Origin of the sequence: Leptolyngbya sp. 'hensonii' (assembly GCF_001939115.1) — a bacterium.
Taxonomy (GTDB): Bacteria; Cyanobacteriota; Cyanobacteriia.
The window spans coordinates 1-17,900 of the sequence record NZ_MQTZ01000022.1 but is presented as its reverse complement, the minus strand read 5'-3'; the positions used below and the strand labels follow the sequence as shown (position 1 = coordinate 17,900).

General features: G+C 53.6%; 17 protein-coding genes and 2 pseudogenes. 9 read left to right on the top strand and 10 right to left on the bottom strand.

Going from position 1 to position 17,900, the window contains the following annotated elements; all coding sequences use genetic code 11:
- The first annotated feature begins 113 nt into the window (after positions 1–113).
- Positions 114–527: a DUF1824 family protein gene (locus tag BST81_RS08960; RefSeq protein WP_216351273.1), complete on the top strand. Its 414-nt coding sequence runs from the start codon at positions 114–116 to the stop codon at positions 525–527.
- 280 nt (positions 528–807) lie between these two features.
- Complete coding sequence (locus tag BST81_RS08955; RefSeq protein ID WP_216351272.1) at positions 808–2,943, top strand: pentapeptide repeat-containing protein; 2,136 nt, start codon at positions 808–810, stop codon at positions 2,941–2,943.
- A 25-nt stretch (positions 2,944–2,968) separates the two neighbouring features.
- On the opposite strand, the gene nfi is transcribed toward BST81_RS08955, so the two are convergent.
- Together nfi and BST81_RS08945 are read right to left on the bottom strand one after the other, a co-directional pair.
- Positions 2,969–3,637: a deoxyribonuclease V gene (gene nfi, locus BST81_RS08950; RefSeq protein WP_075598211.1), complete on the bottom strand. Its 669-nt coding sequence runs from the start codon at positions 3,635–3,637 to the stop codon at positions 2,969–2,971.
- Positions 3,615–4,172 (bottom strand): pentapeptide repeat-containing protein, encoded by a 558-nt coding sequence (locus BST81_RS08945; RefSeq protein WP_075598210.1) that lies wholly within the window; start codon positions 4,170–4,172, stop codon positions 3,615–3,617. The genes nfi and BST81_RS08945 overlap by 23 nt, the downstream gene beginning before the upstream one ends.
- 533 nt (positions 4,173–4,705) lie before the next feature.
- Between BST81_RS08945 and BST81_RS08940 the strand changes: the two genes are divergently transcribed.
- Positions 4,706–4,945, top strand: a complete 240-nt coding sequence (locus BST81_RS08940) for a hypothetical protein (RefSeq protein WP_075598209.1) — start codon at positions 4,706–4,708, stop codon at positions 4,943–4,945.
- Positions 4,946–5,275: 330 nt separating this feature from the next.
- Positions 5,276–6,868 (top strand): uroporphyrinogen-III C-methyltransferase, encoded by a 1,593-nt coding sequence (gene cobA, locus BST81_RS08935; protein ID WP_075598208.1) that lies wholly within the window; start codon positions 5,276–5,278, stop codon positions 6,866–6,868.
- Here cobA and sbcD read toward each other — a convergent pair.
- Together sbcD and BST81_RS27985 are read right to left on the bottom strand one after the other, a co-directional pair.
- Positions 6,860–8,164, bottom strand: coding sequence for an exonuclease subunit SbcD (gene sbcD / locus BST81_RS08930; protein WP_075598207.1), 1,305 nt, complete (start codon positions 8,162–8,164; stop codon positions 6,860–6,862). The genes cobA and sbcD overlap by 9 nt on opposite strands.
- A 240-nt stretch (positions 8,165–8,404) precedes the next feature.
- The gene (locus tag BST81_RS27985) at positions 8,405–8,575 is read right to left on the bottom strand and encodes a hypothetical protein (RefSeq protein ID WP_171974703.1); all 171 of its coding nucleotides are present in this window, start codon (positions 8,573–8,575) and stop codon (positions 8,405–8,407) included.
- Between the two features lie 320 nt (positions 8,576–8,895).
- On the opposite strand from BST81_RS27985, the gene BST81_RS08920 reads away from it, so the two are divergent.
- Complete coding sequence (locus tag BST81_RS08920; RefSeq protein ID WP_075598205.1) at positions 8,896–10,164, top strand: dihydroorotase; 1,269 nt, start codon at positions 8,896–8,898, stop codon at positions 10,162–10,164.
- On the opposite strand, the gene BST81_RS08915 is transcribed toward BST81_RS08920, so the two are convergent.
- Entirely contained in the window at positions 10,161–11,009 is an 849-nt protein-coding gene (locus BST81_RS08915) for an Npun_R2479 family HD domain-containing metalloprotein (RefSeq protein WP_075598204.1), read from the bottom strand. The genes BST81_RS08920 and BST81_RS08915 overlap by 4 nt on opposite strands.
- Positions 11,010–11,266: 257 nt before the next feature.
- On the opposite strand from BST81_RS08915, the gene BST81_RS08910 reads away from it, so the two are divergent.
- Positions 11,267–12,046 (top strand): pentapeptide repeat-containing protein, encoded by a 780-nt coding sequence (locus tag BST81_RS08910; protein WP_075598203.1) that lies wholly within the window; start codon positions 11,267–11,269, stop codon positions 12,044–12,046.
- Positions 12,047–12,081: 35 nt separating this feature from the next.
- Here the strand turns inward: BST81_RS08910 and BST81_RS08905 are convergent, their stop codons facing one another.
- Entirely contained in the window at positions 12,082–13,416 is a 1,335-nt protein-coding gene (locus BST81_RS08905) for a dihydroorotase (RefSeq protein WP_075598202.1), read from the bottom strand.
- A 226-nt stretch (positions 13,417–13,642) separates the two neighbouring features.
- Here BST81_RS08905 and lepB point away from each other — a divergent pair, with 226 nt between their 5' ends.
- Positions 13,643–14,254: a signal peptidase I gene (gene lepB / locus BST81_RS08900; protein WP_075598201.1), complete on the top strand. Its 612-nt coding sequence runs from the start codon at positions 13,643–13,645 to the stop codon at positions 14,252–14,254.
- A 368-nt stretch (positions 14,255–14,622) separates the two neighbouring features.
- On the opposite strand, the gene BST81_RS08895 is transcribed toward lepB, so the two are convergent.
- Both BST81_RS08895 and BST81_RS08890 read right to left on the bottom strand, forming a co-directional pair.
- Positions 14,623–14,811, bottom strand: a complete 189-nt coding sequence (locus BST81_RS08895) for a hypothetical protein (RefSeq protein ID WP_075598200.1) — start codon at positions 14,809–14,811, stop codon at positions 14,623–14,625.
- Between the two features lie 6 nt (positions 14,812–14,817).
- The gene (locus BST81_RS08890) at positions 14,818–15,468 is read right to left on the bottom strand and encodes a Uma2 family endonuclease (protein ID WP_075598199.1); all 651 of its coding nucleotides are present in this window, start codon (positions 15,466–15,468) and stop codon (positions 14,818–14,820) included.
- Positions 15,469–15,897: 429 nt separating this feature from the next.
- Between BST81_RS08890 and BST81_RS08885 the strand changes: the two genes are divergently transcribed.
- A complete protein-coding gene (locus tag BST81_RS08885) occupies positions 15,898–16,293 on the top strand; it encodes a hypothetical protein (protein WP_075598198.1) in 396 nt (131 codons plus the stop codon).
- 25 nt (positions 16,294–16,318) lie between these two features.
- Here the strand turns inward: BST81_RS08885 and BST81_RS08880 are convergent, their stop codons facing one another.
- Both BST81_RS08880 and BST81_RS08875 read right to left on the bottom strand, forming a co-directional pair.
- Entirely contained in the window at positions 16,319–16,912 is a 594-nt protein-coding gene (locus tag BST81_RS08880) for a Uma2 family endonuclease (RefSeq protein WP_075598197.1), read from the bottom strand.
- 118 nt (positions 16,913–17,030) lie between these two features.
- Positions 17,031–17,615: pseudogene (locus BST81_RS08875) on the bottom strand (transposase); the annotation flags it as partial.
- A gap of 72 nt (positions 17,616–17,687) precedes the next feature.
- Here BST81_RS08875 and BST81_RS08870 point away from each other — a divergent pair.
- Positions 17,688–17,900: pseudogene (locus BST81_RS08870) on the top strand (IS1 family transposase); the annotation flags it as partial.

Below are 17,900 nucleotides of genomic sequence, written 5' to 3'. Positions count from 1 at the left end.
TGGGTCATCCGTGCTTAGTCATGCGTCACGGACATTTATCTTCAAGACAGGGGCCAAGGGTGACGGGATAGGGCGATGATGGGACAGAGCATACTTTTGAATTTTGAATGGCTATGCAACTTTCCTCTGATTTGACCCTTCCAGACGCTCATCGCATTTTGAAGCAATTTGATTGTACTGACGCCCGATCGGCAGATACCCTGCCAGAGTCTGTCGTCGTCAAGCAGGCACTCCAGACGGTAACCCGGGCCTGTGACTATCAGATTTTCGGGGTGTGTGCCGAAACGACGCAGGCAGGTTACCGGGCTTTGCAGACTTACCTGGAGGCAATGGGATATCCATCCACATTTGACCAGACTGCAGTAGAGGGGCCAGCTTATATCAAATTCAATGGCAAAACGGGGGCATGCTATGCCGAACCCTATGAGGGTAGGCATCGGGGGGTCGTGGTGTCTTGCCAGTCGGCCTTTGCCGATGGTCTGAACGAGACCTATGGTCATTTACCTCTGAATCTGTTTGGAGCATGAGGATGATATTGAGAAATTTTGGAAAAACTAGATCAAATTTTCCACTCCAGTGTTATGACATAAGCACAGTTCGTTGAGTCAGTCCCCTGGCAGGCTGCGGCTTAAAGCGTCCAACCATTGATCGTGTAAGTAGGCAAGATGCCCACACTAAGGTTGCTCAGCTCCGCTACTTTGGGCCAGGGAGCCATGGCTCTCAGGTCGCTATCAGAAGGGGTTTCATCTAATGGCCGGTCCAAATATGAGAGGCAGTCATCCGTTTCGCGAATCACTTCCTATCCATTTGCAACTGCCTTTCCTGGTTCGGCGCTGGGCTGCCTGGACCCTTGAAGTTTCTCTGGTAACGGCTACAGCCATCCTGCCTTTCAGCATTGGGGGGCAGATTAACCATTCCTTCCCAGGCGCAACGGTTCCCCTCAATCCAATTCTGGCAACGGTAGAAGAAACCACAGCCCGGGCCTTAGGCATTCCCAAACAGGATATGGAACGAGCGGTTACTCCCCTGACCAATCTACTGTGGACGGGGGCCTTAGCTGCACCGCTGGTCCTGTCTGGGGTTCATCTCTATCTTTTGACCCGGACCGGTAAAACTCCTCTGAAGCGTTTATTTGGGGTGCGGGTGGTAACGCCCTCTGGAGCCCCGCCTGGTCTGGCTCAGGTTTTATTTCGGGAAGGGGTGGGTCGCTGGGGGCTGCCCCTGGGAATCGCTTATCTGATCTGGCGCTATATGGGAGCTTTTCCCGATCTGGCCATTTTGGCTGGTCTGGCCTCGTTCTTGCTGGCTGGAGAGCATTTGCTGGCGCGCCTAGATGGACGACGACGGGCCTTGCACGATCGTCTGTCTGGTACCTTCGTGATTGATACGGTAACCCCCTATTCCAATGATTTCCGTCATTTCCGCTTCTTTGAGCGGGGTGCCGATGCTGCAACCTGGCAGCCAGTTGGGGAGTGGAGCAATGAAGATGAAGCAATTGCCGCGATCGTGCTTACCCCTGAGCCCAAGTGGGGACGGCCAGGCATTTGGGTCTGGATGCGTCAGCACCCTGGGCTGACCCTCCTGACTCTGTTCCTGTCGGGCATGGGCATGATTCTGGGAACTTTTGTGGGTACGCAAGTCTACATTCAAAGTCAGACCAATCAGCGCGAGTTTAAGCAACAAGATAATGAGGTATTTCTCACCCTGGTCAACCGACTGGCCGCAAAACCCGAAACTCCCGACGATCGTCAGAGTGCGGTGCTGGCCCTGGGGAAGTTGAATGATCCCCGGGCACTCCCTTTCCTGGCTGACCTGCTGAGTCAGGCAGAGACCCCGCTCATGATTGATGCCATTCAGCAATCCCTGGTCAGTAAGGGAGCGGAAGCGCTTCCACCGCTCCACAAACTGAACTTGGCACTTAAGACCGATCTGGAATCCTTAAAGCGAGGCGGAGATCGTCAGGAACGCACCCTGGCGGCGCTGCGACAACGGGCAACCCAGCGGGCGATCGCGAAGATTCTGACTATTTATAGTGGCCAGGTCCATGGGAGTGATCTCAATCGGATTGACCTCGGCCAAACGGGTTCTGGGTCTACCCAATTCACCCTGGTCCTGGACCGAATAGACCTCTCCGGCATCCAACTCAGGGGAGCAGATATGAGTCGGGCCAGCCTGCAAAGAGCCCGTTTCTACGGTCCTGGGGCTGATGGGTACTGGGGCACCTTCGATGACTGGATTGCGGATCTGAGTGATGCAAATCTGAAGGGAGTGGACCTGACGGGTGCCTTTCTGAGCAAGGTGCCCCTGGAACGGGCTAATTTATTGCAGGCGACCCTCAATCAGGCCAATTTGTCCAAAGCTCGGATGAATCGGGTGAATTTAAGCAGTGCCCGACTGATTCGTACCAATCTACAACAGGCCCAGCTCAGCGATGCCAGCTTCACCGGGGCTGATCTGGGAGAGGCCAATCTGGTGCAGGCTAATTTGCAGCGGGCTCGTCTTGGCCAGACTAATGCCCTGGGAGCAACGTTGCGGGATGCCAACCTGACTGAATCAGATTGGAGAAAGGCGGATCTATCCGGTGCCGATTTGAGTGGAGCCAATCTCCGGGATGCGAATCTGAGTGAGGCCCAACTGTCAGGGGCTAACCTGAGTTTTGCCCAGTTGCAGAATGTCAATTTTCGCAGGGCTGACCTGAGCATGGTCGATCTGCGGGGGGCCAATCTGGATGGGGCAGATTTTCAGGGAGCCACCTTCATTTTGCTCACAGCGACCTCCCCGGATCAGTTTATTAAGCTGGCCCCCGTGCCTAACCCATCGGGTGCATTTAGAGGCGTCAATTTTTCCAGAGCTAAAAATCTGAGCCCGGAGCAATTGAGCTACATCTGTGCCCAGGGTGGGCAACATCCCAGGTGCCCCGTGATGAAGGTGTCAGAAAATTAATCCGGATGGCCACGGCCAGCTCTCTTCAAACAGCTCTGGATTTTGACAACCGATCGGAAAGACGGGTCGTTTCCGGGAGCCGATAGCGGGTGGTACAGGCCATCACTTGCTCGATCGCCCCAGGCAAACTGATCCGGTGACCGGGGGAGATATACAGGGGTTTTGTTCCAACCCGACTGCGGAGAACAGCACCCACCACCTCCTGACGATACTCCAGGGGAACCCACCCCCCCCGTTCATCTGGAACGGCCCCATGGGTACCGACCAGGCGAGACTTGGCCACCCCGATCGCGGGCAGATCCGTCAGGAGGCCCAGATGGCAGGCAATTCCAAATCGGCGCGGATGGGCAATACCCTGGCCATCACAGAGGAGGAGATCAGGCGTAATAGAAAGCTGCGCTAAGGCATCCAGAATGGCTGGTACCTCTCGAAAGGAGAGAAACCCCGGAATATAGGGAAACCTGGTCGGACGACGGGCGATCGCCTGCTCCTGGACCTGGAGGTCTGGAAAGCTGAGCACAACCACCGCTGCCCGAGTCATGGTGCCCTCTGCTTCAAAAGCGGCATCAACACCCGCAACAGTATGAATCGGTCCATACCGATCGTCCGTGATTACCCTATCCCGCAGGGTCTGCTGCAGCTCGATCGCGGCTTCAGCGGTTTCCGGCCAGTCATGGAGCGGGGGGATTTTCACTCATCTCTCCTCCCGGATAGCCATCTGGTAATGTGGTCAAATCATCGGTATAGGCACCGGCCAAATTGACCTGCTGTGCCCGGTTCAGGTTACACCCTCCCAATTGAGCCTGCATCAAAATGGTATTTTCTAAATTAGCTCGACTTAAATCGGCAGATTGTAAATTAGCGGCGGTTAAATCCGCATTGTAGAGGTCAGCCCCCTGTAAATTGGCTCCAGTCAGGTCAGCGCCCTGAAGATTGGCATTTCGGAGGTTGGTTCGGCAGAGGCTAGCTCCCTGCAGCCCAGCTCTGATTAGATTAGCCTGACATAGTCGGGCATCACTGATTTCGGCGGCTTGCAGTTGAGCCTCCTGCAAGTCTGCCTCGGTCAAACTGGCATAGGGTAAATAAGCTTTTTTCAGGTTACTCCCCCTGAGATCAATCCCTCGTAAATCCGCTTCAAAAAGTTGTATGTCACTGAGGTCAATATCCTGGAAGTTACGCCTACCGGCAGCATATTGGGCTAAAAGTTCTTCCGCACTTAACTTTTGCATATCAATTCACACCTACCTACCGCCCCCTGCGATTAATGCAGAAGCGGCCTTAATGTGTATTTATACTCACGCCCCTTTAAATGTAAATTCTTGTGACCTGATATACCGTTTGTTTAACTCTTTTTTAAGGATTGTAAATTTGGGGACCCGGGCTGGCCCTACGATCCGGGCTGGCCCTACGATCGGGTTAAACCTGGCACAAACCCTACTTGTGTGTACAAGGTAGCCCAGAACGGGAGAAGGGGTTGGGGGATGTAGACGCAGAGCGGCTTCCCCTGGGGTAGGCAAATTTGCAAAAGGCTGATGGATGCCATCCCTCTGGCACTCTATGGTCATCGTGCCCCCTGTTCGACTCGTGGCAATCTGAGCTATGCCGAATTTCTGCATCTCAACTGAACAACGGACCAGGGTAATCAAGGGATATTTCCGGAATGTATAGACCTGAACCCGATCGTTGAAAGGGTGAAGCATGGCGATCCTTTGATTCCCCTGGATGAATCCTCTACACTGAATATGTGGGAGAGGGAAATCCGATGACGACCCAACGCTGGACTGATGAAATGTTGGATAAGCTAGCCGAGGCAACAGCTCAGCAAGGACACTTCATTCATGATCTCGGTGAAAAAGTTGACCGATTAACAGAGGACGCTAAAGAGCAAAGTATTCGTTTCAATGCCTATCAACAAGGCATTCAGTGGGTTGTTCAACTGGCGTTTACCCTCATTGCTTCAGCAACGCTGACGGTTATCATCACGGCTGTTGTTAAACGTTAATCTTGTCCTCTGTTAATGGAATCCCCTGGGGTACATGTCACCTTTGCCCTCACCCTAAATCCCTCTCCCAATTTGGGAGAGGGACTTTGAAATGATTCGGCTCCCCTTCGCCCTTTTTGGGAGAAGGGGCTGGGGGATGAGGGCTAGAAAGCATCACTGCAAAAGTGACATGCTCCCTGAGCATCTTGCTCACGCTCCTGATTCCTTCCTTCCTTCAGCAACGCCGGGCTGAACAGAAGCCTTGAGATTTGTAGACAGGGTACCTTCTGGGAGAGAATTGCAAGAACTAGAGCTTCCCATTAGAACCATGGCTGTATCTCTGGGCAATCAATGACCAATAACCAATCCGGCAAAGTCTATCTGGTGGGAGCTGGGCTGGGGAGTCCAGCTTATTTGACCCTCCGGGCGCAAGAACTGCTGGCTCTGGCTGACCTGGTGATTTACGATGCCCTGGTGGATGCCGAGCTATTGCGCCTGGTGCCTGCCCACTGCCAGTGCTGGTACGTGGGCAAGCGAGGTGGACAGCCCAGTATGGCCCAGTCAGAGATCGATCGCCTTCTGGTAGAACAGGGGCGATCGGGTCAACAGGTGGTGCGCCTCAAGAGCGGCGACCCGTTTATCTTCGGTCGCTGTACCTCTGAAATTCAAGCTCTCCAGGCTGCGGGTTGTCCGTTTGAGGTGGTACCGGGGATTTCCTCCGCTCTGGCTGCGCCCCTGCTGGCTGGTATTCCCCTGACCGATCCCATGCTCAGCCGGTGCTTCGCGGTGCTGACCGCCCACGATCCGACAACGTTGCCCTGGACTGCCCTGGCCCAGATTGAGACGCTGGTGGTGCTCATGGGGGGGCAAAATCTGGCTGAGATCGTGGCGCAACTGATTCGCTCAGGACGCACTCCAGCTACGCCGATCGCCATCATTCGCTGGGCAGGTCGGCCCGATCAACAGACCTGGGTGGGGACTCTGGCCACGATCGTCACCCAAACGGCTGGCTGTTCCCTGGCTCCCTGCGTCATGGTCATCGGAGCCGTTGTCAGCCTCCAGACAGCCCTGACCAGGTTAGACTGTCACCCCGGAACGGTAGAGTATGAACAGTCCTCTAATTTGCCTGTGATCGTGACTGCTGCTATTGCCCCCCTCTCCGAGAAAACTATCCTGGTTACCCGTTCCGCCGGTCAATCGGGCCAGTTTATGGACCTGCTCTCGCAGGCCGGAGCCCAGGTGATCGAAATGCCTGCCCTGGTGATTGGTCCCCCTTCCGATTGGGCTGCCCTGGATGATGCGATCGCGACCCTGCAACAATTTGACTGGCTGATCCTAACTTCAACCAATGGGGTGGAGTATTTCTTTCAACGACTGGCGGCTCTGGGCAAAGATGCCCGGGCTCTGGCGGGAGTCAAGATTGCAGTGGTGGGGGAAAAAACGGCCCTCAGTCTGAAACAGCACGGGCTAAAGGCCGATTTCATCCCGCCTAACTTTATTGCCGATTCCCTGGCAACTCACCTGGCTGCTCACCTGGGGATGCAGCAGTCTCTCCAGGGGCAGCACATTTTATTCCCCAGAGTGGAAAGTGGAGGACGGGAGGTGCTGGTGGCAGAGTTAAGTGCCCAGGGGGCGACTGTGGTGGAAGTGCCTGCCTATGAGTCTGGCTGCCCAACGACGATCTCGCCCGCAGCCCAGGCGGCTCTGCAACAGGGCAGGGTGGATGTGGTCACCTTCGCCAGTTCTAAAACCGTGCGTTACTTCCGTCAACTGCTGGAACAGGCTGAACCCAACTGGCAAACCTGGCTGGAGGGGGTATGTGTGGCATCGATCGGTCCCCAGACCTCTGAAAGTTGCCGCAAACTCCTGGGACGGGTCGATGTGGAAGCCAAAGTCTATACCCTGGAGGGATTGGCCCAGGCGATTATGGAGCACTTACAGTAAGCGAAGTTGCTGTCCCCGATCCGGGTCTTCCCGATCAGCTCCACCAGCAGGGGCACCCCCACGCCGGAGCAGAACTCGATCGGCTTCCAGAGAAAGGAGATTCTGAGCGGCTGTCAGCAAATCCGTCTCAATGTCCTTCAGATCGGCTCGATTCACCAGGTAAGCTTTCAGGGCCTCGATCGGGTCCAGATTGTTTCCCACCCCTAATTCGGGCAGCCGGGGCCGGGCCAACTGGCTGACCAGTTCCGGCTGGATGGTGTAACTGTGGGCGGAACTGAGTGCTGCATGCAACACTCGATTATCGATCTGGTCCAGTTGATCGGGGCGGAGGCGATAGTTGAGGCGCACGACCGCATCTCGGACTTGATCCGGGGTCATGACCGCCAGTAGGGCTGCCTGCGGCGTCTCTGCTCCAGAGATATCGATTTCCAGGGTGCGGAACGATCGTACCGGCAGGGGGCAAAACTCCATCTGTACCGCCCCCCGGTCTAACTCCAAGAGCACAAACCCCTTGTCCTCCTTTTCTTCACTGAAATCGACCCGCTCAATACTGCCGGGATAGACAATCAAAGGGTCCTGACAGAGCACCTGATGACGATGCACATGCCCCAGGGCCACATAGTCGAAACAGGGGCGGGCTAGCAGGGAGAGGGGGATGGTAAACCCTTTACTCACGGCCAGAAAGCGTTCGGCACCGTAGCGGGCTCCATCTGCCATCAGGTGGGCTAGCAAGACGGTGGGCACCGCCGGGTCCAGTCGCCGGATTTCTCCTTCCAGGGCCACCCGCAGGCGATCGATCAGAAGGTGGTTCACCTCCGATAAAGACAGTCCCTCGGTTTCTGGGCGAGTCAGTAAGGTGGAACGGGTCAGCCAGGGTAGGGTGATCACCTGCACGGGACCGTGGCCCGTCTGAATCCGATGGGTTTCCAGCCGATCACCAACGACAAACCCCGGTACTCCTAAGGTGCGGTAGATGCAGAGGCTCGCTCCCCCCTGCCCGTGGGAGTATTGATCGTGGTTGCCCACCAGCAGCACCGTGGGAATGTTAGCATCCACCAGCCGCCGAAACTGTCTGGCAAAGGCTTCCTGAACGATCGGGGGTGGGGTGGCGTCGGGGAAGGCATCCCCACCAAACAGCACCAGATCCACAGGCTCTGCGATCGCCCGGTCCATGCAGCGTCCCAATGTCGCGATAAAATCCTCCAGGCGAGTATTCAGGCCTGTCTGGGGATTGATACGACCATGGGAGAAACCACTCCCCATGTGGATGTCAGAAAGGTGGAGAATTTTAATCATGGGAAGGGCTCAAGGGAAAAAGCTGCCGCCACGATCGAGGAGACAGGTTAAGGGGAGGATGACACAACGAATAGTGCAATTGTATCAAATACAAATGCACTCGTTTGCAAATCCCTGGGCTAATAAGAATGAAACCTCTGTGAGTGACCAGTTTTTGGGGATATGGCCCTTTCGAAAAAACGGAAGACGCCCCTGGAGGCGTCTTCTAATGCAATGAACCAGGGAATTTTGGATTGGTCATTATAGACCCTTTGGGCTATGACCGGGAATCAGCACGAGTGTCGGCTGTGCCGCCGGATGCAGCACGTTTGCCCCCAGCGCAACAGGTCCAATCCTGATGGGCAGAGCGGGGCGGAACGTCAGGTAAAAAGCCATTGTGGCAGCGATCGCCAGAATCATTTTCTCTAGCATAGTTTTCTCCTTACCGACATCCCTAACCTGGAATAAGGTCTCTTGCTCTCTCTATTTAAAGATTCTGCTTTCCTGGTGGAAAGCCCGGTGTGACAGGGATCATGGGGGAATAGGGATCTTCATCCATTTCACCTGTCCTTCCTCTTAATCCTAAAGAGTGAGGCCTGAACCTTACCTCATACAGATGACTTACCCTTCCGGGTGATTACGGAGATTGAGGGCAATGGAGGCCGATTCTCTTAGGTATAAGCCGCTATAAATGGTGCATCCCCAGATAAAATTGAGGTCGATTGTCAGGATTTTGGGTAGGCAAGTTTCCTATGGTCAGTGAATTACTCCAGCAGGTCCGTTTATTAGACCCTGTGTCTGAAACTGACCGCATTGCTGATGTCCTGATCAAGGACAACCGGATTGAAGCAATCGAAACAACCCGGTCTCCCTTAGCCGACACCATTCAAGTGCGGGATTGCCAGGGGCTGATCTTAGGGCCGGGTCTGGTTGACCTCTATAGTCACTCTGGCGAACCAGGCTTTGAGTCGCGGGAAACCCTCTCCTCTCTCAAACAGGCAGCTATTGCTGGGGGATTCACCCGGGTTGCGATTCTGCCTGATACCACCCCCCCGATCGATCAGCCTGGGGCAATCCTATCTCTGCAACATCAGACACAAAAACCTGATTCTGGGCCTGAACCACATCTCCACTATTGGGGAGCCCTGACCCTGGGCCTGGAGGGTAAGCAGATGACTGAACTCACAGAACTGGCCGCAGCAGGCATTGTTGGCTTTACAGATGGTCGCCCATGGTCCAGCCTGGTGCTGCTGCGTCGGCTACTGGAATACCTGCAGCCCTTGCAAAAACCGATCGCCCTCTGGCCCTGTGGGTTGGAACTGGCTGGGAATGGGGTGATGCGAGAAGGCCCCGACTCGATTCGATTTGGCTTGCCTGGGAACCCTGCTCTGGCTGAAACTTCCGCCTTGGCGGCCCTCCTGGAAGCAGTAGCAGAAACGGGAACAGCCGTTCATATCATGCGGATTTCTACTGCCCGCAGTGTAGCCCTGATTCAGGCAGCCAGGTCATCTGGGCTGCCGGTTACGGCCAGCACCACCTGGATGCATCTCCTCTACAATACCCAGGCGATCGAGTCCTACAATCCTAATTTGCGACTGGAACCGCCCTTGGGTTCCCCTGCTGATCAAAAGGCGTTACAGCAGGGATTGCGTCAGGGCATTCTGGATGGGATTGCGATCGACCATACCCCCTACACCTATGAGGAGAAAACCGTCGCCTTTGCAGAGGCTCCTCCAGGCGCGATCGGGTTAGAACTGGCCCTGCCTCAACTGTGGCAAGCTTTGGTCGAAACGGGTACCTGGACTGCCCTGGAACTCTGGGCTGCTCTAAGTACGGGTCCTGCTCGCTGTTTAGGCCAATTGGCTCCGGCGATTGTTCCTGGCCAACCCGCAGAATTAGTTCTGTTTGACCCCCAGCAAACCTGGCTCCTGGAGCAAAAAAAACTCAGGTCTCGATCTCATAACACCCCTCTCCTAGGCCAAACTTTGACGGGACGAGTTCTCCAGGTCTGGTGCCCTTAGGAAGATAAGGCTTCCTGTAATTTTTCGTGTTCGACGATGAAGACATTGGCGTACAGGTGGGCAATGATTTGTTTCCCATCCTGGGTCAGGGATAGGCAGTTTAAGCCTTCTTTGATGTAGCGATAGACCACATTCCAGTAAAACTTGGGATAGTTATCTCTTAAATCACCAGGATTTTTGTAGCCCAGGACCTTGTTGGTCGCTGTCTCCTCAAATTCGTAGAATAGGGCCGTGATCTTCTGAAGATAACGCGGATCACCGAGCTGACCAATCAAATCAGAAGCCCTGACCAGGCCAGGGTAATCTACTGTGTCTTGATGATCTTCTGCGATCGGGACTGGAAAGCGGGTTAGTTCAATGTTTCGCTTCACCTGCTCCGCATCGATCAGGCGATGGCCGCCAAAGCGTTCTTCTATGAACAACTTCCCCCGATCCACATGGTAAGGGGTCATGCTGGCATCGCTGGCTCCAGGAAATAGGGTGATGGTCATCCCATCAATTCCTGTGGCACAAACTCCTGCCTCATCCTGCCGACAGACACCCCTGACGTAGCCAATATCATGGCAGATCAGGGAGATCATGAAATGCAGCCAGTCCTCACAGGAAACCCCTCCATCGCGAATATGTTTCCCTCGCAAGACTTCCTGGCCGACCAGACTAACCAGAATGGTGTGTTCAACATTGTGATAGAGTGCATCACTGTTCGCAATGTTCTCCAAAGCCATGGCTCCTACCCAGCCGATGATCTCCTCATACTCAGACTTCCACCTGCCATAGGTACGGCGATAACCGGCTCTCAATCTGTCTACAAAGTGATCAATCAATAGTTGGGTCGCGTTGAACATAAGCAAGTGACTCAGGCATTACTCTCCCTGAGATAAGAGTTCGGGTAGGAGGAGTATGGATCAATTTGACCTCACATGACTCTTTCATGCAAGTGTTCTATTCTCCCCATACCGAAAGTCGAGAGCTCAGTCAGGAAATTTACTGAGAGGATTTACTGTGACGATACCTGACAACATACCCAACTCCTTTAGGGGGCAGTCGTCATCCTGACCGATCGATTCTGACCTGAATTCAGAATTAATCGGGGAAGTGGATTATGGCCAATCAAGAACAACTGACGTTCCTGAAACGAAAAATCAATATCTGGAATGCCTGGAGAAGACGCAATCTAGATGTTCAACTGGATCTCCAGGGCGCAGACCTCAGTGGGATGAATTTATCACGGGCACTTTTACAGGCGGCTGATCTAAGCGAAAGCAATTTAAATCGGACAACTTTGATTGGCGCGAATCTGAGCCAGGCCAATCTCAGTGCAGCAACCTGTATTGAAGCGATTTTGAGCAAGGCCAACCTGACTCGATCGGTCCTTTTCAAAGCCACCCTGGTTGATGCAGTTCTGGTTGATGCTACCCTGATTGGTGCAAATTTGATTGCTACAACCCTGATTCGGGCCTATCTCAATAAGGCAGCCCTGGCCGGAGCCATTTTGAGCGGAGCAACCCTCTATGAAGCCAATCTCAGTGGGGCTGATTTAAGTGGTGCGTTGCTGATCAGCACCAGCCTGATCGATGCCACCCTGGCCCAGGCCAACCTGAGCGGGGCAAATTTGTCCAATGCGAATTTGACTGGAGCTAATCTGTTTGAGACCAATCTCAGTGGGGCTAATCTGGCTACAGCCACCCTGGTCAAGGCCAATCTCAGTGCTACGAACTTTAGCGGCTCGGTGTTGGAAGGGGCTGATTTAAGCGAGGCCAATCTGTTCCGAGCCAACTTGAGTGGGGCCAACTTGAGCAACGCGAATCTGCAGGGGGCCAATCTCCTGGAGACCAATTTGGAAGGGGCGATCGTCACAGGGGCAATTTTTGATGCGCTCTGACGCGATCGCCCACCTCTACCGCAGCGAAGATCCCTTTATCCCTCCTCTTGACCCTGAAACGATAAGGCCCGTCCTCGAACCTGAGTATTCAGATGTCCGCGATCGTAGACCACCTGCCCACCCACCAGGGTGATCACCGGCCAACCCGTCAGATTCCAGCCCTCAAAGGGACTCCAACCACATTTCGTTCGCAAGTCTTCCCGCCGGACTGGTCGAGAGTGGTTCAGGTCTACCAGCACCAAGTCCGCATCATATCCCGGAGCGATCACTCCCTTATGCCTGATCCCATAGGCTTTCGCAACGGCAGTAGACATCCAGTGGGAGACCTGGGCGATCGTACACCGGCCCTGCATGGCCTGAGTCAACATCAGGGGTAGGGAGGTTTCCACCCCCGGCATACCGGAAGGGCTGTCAGGATAGGGGCGGGCTTTCTCCTCCAGGGTATGGGGGGCATGGTCCGTGGCGATGAAATCCAGCACTCCATCTCGCAGGGCCTGCCAGAGGACTTCATTATCATGGGGCGATCGCAGGGGTGGGTTCATTTGGGCCAGCGTCCCAATCTGCTCATAAGCAGATGTGTTGAGCAGGAGATGCTGCGGAGTCACTTCTGCCGTGACCCAGGCGGGTTTATCCCGGCGCAAAAGTTCAGCTTCTTCAGCGGTCGAAAGGTGCAGGATGTGCAGCCGTCGCTGATACTGTTTGGACAACTTCAGAGCCAGTTGGGTGGCATTCAGGGCAGCCTGATGGTCCTGAATCTGGGAATGGATCGCCGGATCGGTGATCCCGGCAAACTGCTGGCGTCGTTCCAGGATGCGGGCCTGATCTTCAGCATGGACGGCAATCAGTCGATCGCCTTTGGCAAAGAGAGCTGTCAGTGCTGCTTCTTGATCAACCAAGAGGGGACCATGCATGGAGCCCATAAAAATCTTAATCCCTGGTGTGGGATGGGCTTCCAATAGATCCGGCAGATTTTCAGCCGTAGCACCGATGAAAAACCCATAATTGACCAGGCATTTCTGGGCAGCTCGCTGCAATTTGTCATCCAGTGCTGCTTGTGTCGTTGTTAGAGGACGGGTATTGGGCATTTCCAGAAAGGAGGTCACCCCTCCCTGAGCGCAGGCACAACTGGCCGTGAAGAGATCTTCTTTATGTTCCAAACCCGGTTCCCGGAAATGCACCTGGGGGTCAATCACCCCTGGCAACAAAGTCAACCCTTCTGCGTCTATCACTTCGAAGGAGGACTCTCTCGGGGAGGCCGAGTCTGTCAAGGCAATCTCCGCAATTTTGCCAGCTTGAATCCACACATCTCCTGACGCAAGGTTACCTTCTGGCAGGAGAATACGAGCTTGACGAATGATTAGGTTAGGCATGGCAGGATGAGATAAATAAAGAGGCCATCAGTTCAGGGGAGATTTTAAAGTTTTTTGTTAAACTTCCACTAACTCTCTCGAATCAAACACTGTAGTGAAGAATCTGAGTAATTAAGATCTAAGTAATTAAGATCTGAGTAATTAAGATCTGAAGTTACAAGGTGGTTTAACCTCTACCTTATTAGCACCTCTGTTGATATCCCTAGCGATCGGGTAATTTAGTTCCATGACTCCCTTGCCAAATCAAGTGTCTGACGATAATCCTCAAAAGCATACCCAACCCCAACAAAGTAACGAAAACCCCTGGGTTGAGGGGTTGAAGACTGTTACACTCAGCATCGTGCTGGCTTTGGGAATTCGCACCTTTGTTGCCGAGGCGCGCTGGATTCCTTCTGGCTCCATGGAGCCAACGCTGCAGGTGGATGACCGACTGATTGTTGATAAGATCACCTATCGCCTGCACAAGCCTGAGCGGGGAGATATTGTGGTATTCGCACCGACAGACAAGCTGAGGGAGCAGAAGTTTAAGGATGCGTTTATTAAGCGTGTGATTGGTCTGCCCAACGAGAAAGTCGAGGTCAAGGGGGGGCGTGTGTATATTAACGATCGACCCCTGCGGGAACAATATATCTTCGAAACTCCCAATTACCAGTGGGGTCCACAAATTGTTCCTCCGGATTCTTATCTGGTCCTGGGCGACAATCGGAATAACAGTTACGACAGCCATTATTGGGGGTTTGTCCCGCGGGATCACATCATCGGGCGAGCGATCGTGCGGTTCTGGCCCCCCGATCGCATGGGTGAACTCGACAAAACCCCCCTCTACCAGCCTAACTGAGCAGAGGACCTTAATTGAGCGGAACCAGCCCCCAGTCTGACCAATGTTGGGTTTCACTGACCTCCGCCCTTCTGAGCAACACCGCAGGGAGCAATCAGATGGCATGCTGACAGGGAGGCTCCAGAGTCAGCACTAAGTACATCTCGTCATTGATGGGGGTTGGAATTTAAATCCCAGTATTTACGGAGCCTTTGGCATCTACTGATCGAATTCCGACCCCTACTTACGGTGAGATGTACTAAGTGGGTCATTGGCTACGGTCGTAGCCATAGCTGCCCTCACCCTAAATCCCTCTCCGAGGGGGAAAAGGACTTCAATCAGGCTCTCCTGATCGCCTGATTGAGGAGAAGGGATGGCATTAATATACTTCATGCACCAAAACTGCCCTCACCCCCGGCCCCTCTCCCGTTCTGGGCTACTGTGTATCCATAATCCGCTCCTGGGAGCGCCATTTCTTCCGGTACCTCACCCCGCCACTGAGTCTTGCTCACCAACACTACTAATTGATTGATTAAGGTCGGCAGCGATCGGGTAGCGTCTCCACTGGAGAATCGCATTCCGGTTCAGTCATTAAACACTTGCAATAGCCAGCGGTTAATCTCGCCATCTTCCTGAGTTTGGCTGCGCTTCAGGGCTTCTTCGATCAGTGCAATGTCCAATCCCGGCAGCACCTGCGACTCCCGAATTTGCTTACTGCCCCCATCTGCCACCGCAAAGGCGACGACTTCGCCGCGCTCAACATCCACCACCCAGTATTCCTGAATACCCAGACGTTCGTAGAGTAGCCGTTTCCGGCCAATATCATCACTCAGGGTGGTAGACGCAATTTCAATCACCAGATCAGGCGCACCAAACTCATCCACATCAATCGGTTTTGAGGTTTTGGGTGGAATGCGAAACGCGGCTCCAATGTAATAAGCCAGATCGGGTTGGCATTCTCGCACCCCCGGCTTACGAAAACTGCCATTGGTAAAACCTTTGAGTCGGATATTTTTGACGGTGCCATAGAGACTGACCGTTTGAGAAAGGATTGTATTATCTTGACTGTGCCCTGATCCGATCGGCATCGTCTCAATCCTCATCAAGTCATTGTCATAGTAAAACCGGGCTTTTTCTAGATCTGGACTCTCACCCAGCGCTAAAAACTCCTCCCAACTGGCTTTCACCCAGGTATCCGTGACTAAATTGAGCGGCATCGGTGAGATGTTAACCATCTTCTGTCCTCCTGTTCACCTCGACTCCCTCGGTTTCCTGATTACCCTTCCCCTTCAATAATCTCAGTGTATTCAAACTCATGGGGACTCGATCGCACCAACAGGTATGACTCAGCTCAAGCTGTCATCAGAAATGGACAAGCGGTCCTGACTCCCACTCAAGCTGTCGTTAAGAATGGACAAGTTGTCGTGACCTCCACTTCAGTTGTCGTGACCTCCACTTCAGTTGTCGTGACCTCCACTTCAGTTTTGCTGAAATCGCAAAACCGATCGTCACCTCAGCTTGTGCCGACCTGCGATCATCATGAATCTGGCTGACGGTAAAAAGCTTTCCGATCGGGCGTAGATTCTTACGCAGGTTGGCTGAACCGAATGGCTCTCTCGATCAGTGATGCTAATTCCAACCACTTTAGTCTCAGGTTTATCCCTATGACTCGTAAGAAACGTACTTCCCGGATTCTCGAAAAAGCTGAACTTCGCGCCGCCGGATTGAAAGCCATTGATGCCAAGATGGACTTTGGCGATATTCGCAATATCGATAATATGACCCAACAGATTGGGCAGCTTCGGAGCCGGATCGAGGCTTATAACACCGCCCTCTCGATTCTCGACTCCTCTAAAACGGAAATCCAAACCCTGGAGAAAAGCCTGGGTGACCTGTCTGACCAAATGTTGATCGGGGTGGCTTTCAGATACGGCAACGACAGTCGGGAGTACCAAATGGCCGGAGGAGTCCGCAAAAGTGAGCGGATTCGCCGCAGTACCACCAGTCGCCTGAAAGCAGGGGCTGAAGATCTGCCTGACAACACCCCTCAAACGGCTTAATGGAGTTGGGCGATCGCGCCGCCGCTCAAGGATTGGGGCGCGATCGCAACAGCTCCTGAACTGCCATCACACAATCGGGAAACGCCAGAGGCGCAACCGTCAACGTTTCTGCCAGAATTGTGTGGCTCTGATAGCCCGCCGCACTGGGTTGCCGATATAGATGCAGTTCCCGCCCATTCACATCCAACACCCAATACTCAACAATGCCAGAGCGGGCATAGGCAAGGGCTTTGGTCTCGCAATCAAACTTTAAGGTGGTGTCTGACACCTCAATGATGAGAAAAACTTCTGAGGGGCTGGGATGGTGATCTTCGTAATAGGTTGGGTTAGGGTGTAAAAGGGCAACATCGGGTTCAGGTTCAGAATAGTCGTCAAGCCTGACTGGGTCCTGAAGACAGACCAGGACCCGATCGCCCAGTCGCTCCCTGATCAAGTAGTCAATTCGGCTAATTGCCGCTCGATGCGCTGTGCCCTTCGCTGCCATTTTAATAATTTGTCCGTCCAGTAACTCCACCCGTTCATCCGGTCGCAAAATTCCAAAGGCCGCCATCTGGTGATACTCCTGGACAGAGAAACGACGGAGGGCGATCGCACTATCTCGAGAAGAAGAAAGTTGCATCCTCAAAATCCTTGCAAGACTGGGTATTCCGACGGCTGAAGCCAGCAAGATATTTAGGGCTTGCTGAAAAAGTTTGAGACCTCCATGGGTAGTAGGGCACCCTCCTTGGTCGCCGACATCACGCAGGCTTCCAAACTCTGCTCACCTGGTTGGATTGTCTATGTCTACCTTCAGTGAAGAACTGATACAGACTGAGCAACAGCGGAAAAAGGACAAAAAGAAGGGCTTGGAGCAGCCGCTCCAGATTCATCACTAGACAGGTGATGGCGATCGTCGTTTCCGCAGTGGATGCTAATTTTGCCATCACCCGTGCCAATGTAAAGCGGCGTTTGGACTGCCCAAACTTGCCTTCAATCTGATTGCGAATTCTGGCATCTGCTTGAGCTTGTTGGCGAACAGTAGCTTGCTCCGCTACCACAGGTCTACCCAGCGGTTTACCACTCAGACGAATCCCCCGTTGTTGACAGTACTGCCGATTGGCACGAGTTCGGTAAATCTGGTCTGCCACCACAGCAGCAGGATAATGCCCAAAGCGCTGCTTAAACTGCTCAATCTGTTGCGGTAAGTCGACAGACTCGTTAAAGTTATTCCAACTGAGATGGTCCAGAAAGACAATTCCATCCACACAACTGAGAGAGATTTTAGCACCAAACTCAACCGGTGTTCCCGCTTTGCCTCGCACAATGGGACGCACATGTGGTTGAAATAAACGGTAGTGCGTCAAACTGATGTGGGTCTGGTAGAGTAAGGAATCAACGATTCACCTACTCAAGCTATGGAATGTAAGCTCTGCGGTCATTCTAAGACTCACAAGCATGGCAAGATGCCGAATGGGCATCAACGCTACTTTTGCCTGGGGTGCCAACAAACCTTCTCAGAGAGTTTTGACACCCTCTACTACTACCGTCACGTCAGTCCAGAGCAAATTCAACAAGTCCTGCAAGCTCACAGTGAGGGCACCAGTTTACGAGGGATTAGTCGGATAGCG

Bases quoted from the DNA above. Each gene is read 5' to 3' on its own strand.
- BST81_RS08960 (WP_216351273.1), top strand. From the start codon at position 114: ATGCAACTTTCCTCTGATTTGACCCTTCCAGACGCTCATCGCATTTTG.
- BST81_RS08945 (WP_075598210.1), bottom strand. From the start codon at position 4,172: ATGCAAAAGTTAAGTGCGGAAGAACTTTTAGCCCAATATGCTGCCGGT.
- BST81_RS08940 (WP_075598209.1), top strand. From the start codon at position 4,706: ATGACGACCCAACGCTGGACTGATGAAATGTTGGATAAGCTAGCCGAG.
- cobA (WP_075598208.1), top strand. From the start codon at position 5,276: ATGACCAATAACCAATCCGGCAAAGTCTATCTGGTGGGAGCTGGGCTG.
- sbcD (WP_075598207.1), bottom strand. From the start codon at position 8,164: ATGATTAAAATTCTCCACCTTTCTGACATCCACATGGGGAGTGGTTTC.
- BST81_RS27985 (WP_171974703.1), bottom strand. From the start codon at position 8,575: ATGCTAGAGAAAATGATTCTGGCGATCGCTGCCACAATGGCTTTTTAC.
- BST81_RS08920 (WP_075598205.1), top strand. From the start codon at position 8,896: ATGGTCAGTGAATTACTCCAGCAGGTCCGTTTATTAGACCCTGTGTCT.
- BST81_RS08915 (WP_075598204.1), bottom strand. From the start codon at position 11,009: ATGTTCAACGCGACCCAACTATTGATTGATCACTTTGTAGACAGATTG.
- BST81_RS08910 (WP_075598203.1), top strand. From the start codon at position 11,267: ATGGCCAATCAAGAACAACTGACGTTCCTGAAACGAAAAATCAATATC.
- BST81_RS08905 (WP_075598202.1), bottom strand. From the start codon at position 13,416: ATGCCTAACCTAATCATTCGTCAAGCTCGTATTCTCCTGCCAGAAGGT.
- lepB (WP_075598201.1), top strand. From the start codon at position 13,643: ATGACTCCCTTGCCAAATCAAGTGTCTGACGATAATCCTCAAAAGCAT.
- BST81_RS08895 (WP_075598200.1), bottom strand. From the start codon at position 14,811: ATGCGATTCTCCAGTGGAGACGCTACCCGATCGCTGCCGACCTTAATC.
- BST81_RS08890 (WP_075598199.1), bottom strand. From the start codon at position 15,468: ATGGTTAACATCTCACCGATGCCGCTCAATTTAGTCACGGATACCTGG.
- BST81_RS08885 (WP_075598198.1), top strand. From the start codon at position 15,898: ATGACTCGTAAGAAACGTACTTCCCGGATTCTCGAAAAAGCTGAACTT.
- BST81_RS08880 (WP_075598197.1), bottom strand. From the start codon at position 16,912: ATGCAACTTTCTTCTTCTCGAGATAGTGCGATCGCCCTCCGTCGTTTC.